Raw genomic sequence first — 3,760 nt, 5'->3', positions numbered from 1 at the left:
GCGCCAACACGAACCAGTCTCCGCTGGCCACGCCGTGGCCGTTGACCAGCGTCTGGGTTAGGCTGGGCGACAGGCCGCGGATGCTGACGCGGTCGTTTTCGGCGAAGCCGCCTTCACCGCCCGACGACGAGCTGATGTTGACGCCCGGCACCCGCTGGATCGCGTCGGCCACGTTCTTGTCCGGCAGCTTGCCCAGGTCTTCGGCCGAGATCACCTCGACCAGCGAATCGGCCTGGCGCTTGACCGTCAGCGACTGCTGCCGTGACGCGCGGATGCCGGTCACCTCGACTCGCTCGACCGGCGGCTCGGTGGTCTTGTTGTCCTTGGCCGGCTCGGTGGGGGCTGGCGGGGTGTCCGGCGTGGCAGCAGACTGCGCGAAGGCCGGCAGGCAACTGCCGGCCAGGGCCAGGGCGGCCGCGGCGGCCAACGGGGTCAGGGGGCTGGAGGCCAATCTCATGCGTACTCCTATCGACTACGCCGCCATTGGAGCGTCACATCTCCGTGCGGACCATTCTGAGATGTACCTCGCCGTCCGGGTAGTTCTACCAAGGGTCGGGGGTAAATCTCTGTCTTGTGCGCCCGGGCGTCATCGCCTGAAATGAAGGCCGTGAAACTGAGACTTCCGATGCTGTCATCTCTGTGTGCCCCCAGGGCGTTTCTTGTGACCCGCGGCCTGGCCGCCACCGTGCTGGCGCTGGCCACCTCGCTGAGCGCCCCCCAGGCCGCCGCCCAGGCGACCGAGCTGAACCTGTGGGTCATGTCGACCACCGAGCAGCAGCAGCAGGACATGCGCGAGCTGCTGAAACCTTATCTCGCCAACCAGCCCAATCTGCGCGTCAACGTGACGGTGCTGAACTGGGAATCGGCCTGGGCCAAGATCACCGCCGCCGCCGCCTCGGGCCAGGGGCCGGATGTGCTGGAACTGGGCAGCACCTGGGTCGCTGCGATCTCGTCGATGGGCGCGCTGGAGCCAGTCAACGACGCGCAGCAGAAAGAAGTTGGCGGTGCGGCGGCGTTCTTCCCGGTGATGTGGGGCACGACCCACCGCTACGACGATGCCAAGGTCTACGCCGTGCCCTGGTACGCCGACGCCCGCGCCGCCTACTACCGCACCGATGTGTTCAAGAAGGCCGGCATCGAGCCGCGCGACGCCTTTGCCAACTGGGGCAGCTTCAAGCAGGCGATGCAGAAGGTCAACGGCACCGAGCTGAACGGCAAGAAGATGGCCGCACTCGGCTACCCCGGCAAGAACGACTGGAACGTGGTCCACAACATGGCGCCGTGGATCTGGAACGCCGGTGGCGACTTCCTCGGCAACGATCGCAAGCGCTCGACCATCAACTCGACCGAGGCCGTGCAAGCGGCCGTCTACTACACCAGCTTCGCGGCCGAAGGCCTGGTGCCTTCCAGCGCGCTCGAGAAAGACTCGGGTCAGATCGAGAACGGTTTCTTCAACGGCCAGTACGCGGTGATCTTTTCGGGCCCGTGGATCCTGAAGCAGATGAAGACGCCCAAGGCCAAGGGCGGCCAGCTCGAAAGCCTGGCCGCACGCAACTTCGGCATTGCGCCCTACCCGGCGGGTCTGAAGGGCAGCCAGACTTTCTTCTCGGGCTCGAACCTGGCGGTGATGAAGTCGTCCAAGCACAAGGCCGACGCGTGGAAGCTCGCCGCCTTTCTGAGCAGCCGTGACGCGCAGGTCCAGTTCAGCCAGATGTCGGGCATGTTGCCCGCGCGCTTGGACGCGGCCAACGACTCCGCGCTGATCGCCGACCCGCACTACGCCGAGTTCCTGGCCCAGGTGCGCAACGGCCGGCACTATCCGTCGGTCGCCGGTTGGGGCCCACTCGAATCGGTGTACCTGAAGAACCTGGGCAACATGTTCGACATGGTGGCCGGCGTGCGTGGCAAGTACAGCCCGCTGGCGGTCAAGCAGGCGCTGGATGCGACCGCGCTCGAAGCCGACCAGGTCCTCGCTGAATCGCATTGACCGACTCCCATTGACCTTGCACGGGCCGTGACGACCATGCGCTGGCGCAGCGCCAACACCTTCCCCTGGCTGATGCTGCTGCCCGCGATTGGGTTGATGGCGGCGGTGAACCTGCTGCCCATCGTCCAGGGCTTCTACATGTCGCTGCTGAAGCTGAACCAGTACACGCTGGCTCAGTACCTGGACGCACCGTTCATCGGCTTGGACAACTACCGCCGCGTGTTGAYCGACCCGGCCAGCCCGTTGCGCCATGGCCTGGGCCTGGCGCTGCGCAACACGGCGCTGTTCACGCTGGTGGTGTCGGCACTGTCGATCGTCATTGGGCTTGGCCTGGCGCTGCTGATGAACCGCGACTTCGTCGGCAAGAACATCGCCCGCACTCTATTGCTCTTGCCGTGGATCGTGCCGAGCTACGTGGTCGGCACGCTTTGGGGCCAACTGTTCCAGCGCGACAACGGGCTGATCAACACGATCCTGGTCGATGGCCTGCACCTGTTCGACGAGCGGCCGTTCTGGCTCCTGGGCAGCAACAGCTTCTGGGCCATCGTCATCCCGACAGTCTGGCGCAATGCGCCGCTGCTTATGCTGATCTTCCTGGCCGCGTTGCAAGCCTTGCCGACCGAGCCGTATGAAGCGGCAGAGCTGGACGGCGTCAGCCGCTGGCGCCGTTTCCTGCACATCACGCTGCCGCTGCTGAAACCGGTGATCGCGATCCAGGCGCTGTTCCAGGTGATYGACAACGTCTACTCGTACAACATCGTCTCGATGATGTTCGGCCAGGGCGCCGGCCACCCGGGTGAATGGGCCGATCTGCTGATGCCGCTGCTGACGCGCCAGTCGTTCAGCTACTGGTTGTTCGGGCAGGGCGCCGCGGTGTCGTTCGTGCTGATGGCGCTGATGCTGGCGTTCGTTGCGGTGTGGATGCGCGCGTTCCGCCGCAGCCTGGTGAGCCATGAAATCTAAGACGCTCGCCGCCCGTGCGCTGGACGCGCTGACCTGGGGTGTCGTCGCGCTGATGCTCGCGCCCATCGTCTGGCTGCTGTGGGCATCGCTGCACTTGCCGTCCGAGATGGCGCTGGACGGCGAGCCGAGCGGTGGTCTGCGCTGGCGCAACTACGTCGACCTGTGGCTGCAGGTCGACTTCTTCAACTACTTCGCCAACAGCCTGATCGTTTGCGGCGCTGCGACCGTAATCTCCACCGCTTGTGCCGCCTGCGCCGCCTATGCGCTGGCACGCTTTCGCTTCCGCGGCGAGAAGGCGGTGTCGATGTCGATCACCGCGACGCAGGTCGTGCCCGGCATGCTGTTCTTCCTGCCGCTGTACATGCTGTACCGCCACATCGGCGACGAGTGGGGCGTGGCGATGCTGGACACGCGGCACGGCCTGGTCTTTCTCTACGTGGCCCTGTTCACGCCGGCCAGCATCTGGATCATGCGCGGCTTCTTCGTCTCGGTGCCCCGCGAGCTGGAAGAAGCGGCGATCCTCGACGGCTGCTCGCGCCTGGGTGCCTTCGTGCGCGTGGTGCTTCCGCTGTGCGCGCCAGGCCTGATCGCGACTGCGACCTTTGTCTTCTTGCTGGCGTGGGACGAGCTGTTCTTCGCCTGGGTGCTGACCAGCTCGCCCGAGGTGCAGACCATTCCTGTGGGCATACGCCTGTTCATCAACCAGTTCCAGCACCGGGTCGACTTGATGATGGCCGCAGGCGCGGTGGCCACGCTGCCGGTGCTGATTGTTTTCTTCGCCGGCCAGCGCTACTTCGTCAAGGGCTTGGC

General features: G+C 65.6%; 4 protein-coding genes. 3 read left to right on the top strand and 1 reads right to left on the bottom strand.

Annotation, left to right across the window (positions count from 1 at the left end; genetic code table 11):
* Positions 1 to 457, bottom strand: a 457-nt coding sequence (locus tag AC1DYI_RS29345; protein ID WP_477207650.1) for a TonB-dependent receptor plug domain-containing protein, incomplete at its 3' end; no start/stop codon positions are given.
* Positions 458 to 625: 168 nt separating this feature from the next.
* Here AC1DYI_RS29345 and AC1DYI_RS29340 point away from each other — a divergent pair.
* The 3 genes from AC1DYI_RS29340 to AC1DYI_RS29330 form a co-directional block, all read left to right on the top strand.
* A complete protein-coding gene (locus AC1DYI_RS29340) occupies positions 626 to 1,987 on the top strand; it encodes an extracellular solute-binding protein (RefSeq protein ID WP_477207649.1) in 1,362 nt (453 codons plus the stop codon).
* 36 nt (positions 1,988 to 2,023) lie between these two features.
* Positions 2,024 to 2,950: a carbohydrate ABC transporter permease gene (locus AC1DYI_RS29335; protein WP_477207651.1), complete on the top strand. Its 927-nt coding sequence runs from the start codon at positions 2,024 to 2,026 to the stop codon at positions 2,948 to 2,950.
* The coding region (locus tag AC1DYI_RS29330; protein ID WP_477207648.1) for a carbohydrate ABC transporter permease at positions 2,940 to 3,760 on the top strand (821 nt) is incomplete at its 3' end. The genes AC1DYI_RS29335 and AC1DYI_RS29330, both read left to right, overlap by 11 nt.

The organism is Ideonella sp. P3_A4, from assembly GCF_056403075.1.
The sequence above is the reverse complement of the archived record's forward strand: the minus strand, read 5'-3'. Positions and strand labels throughout refer to the sequence as shown.

What these genes read in the sequence shown, in the direction of transcription:
- AC1DYI_RS29340 (WP_477207649.1), top strand. Translation starts at nt 626, where the DNA reads ATGCTGTCATCTCTGTGTGCCCCCAGGGCGTTTCTTGTGACCCGCGGC.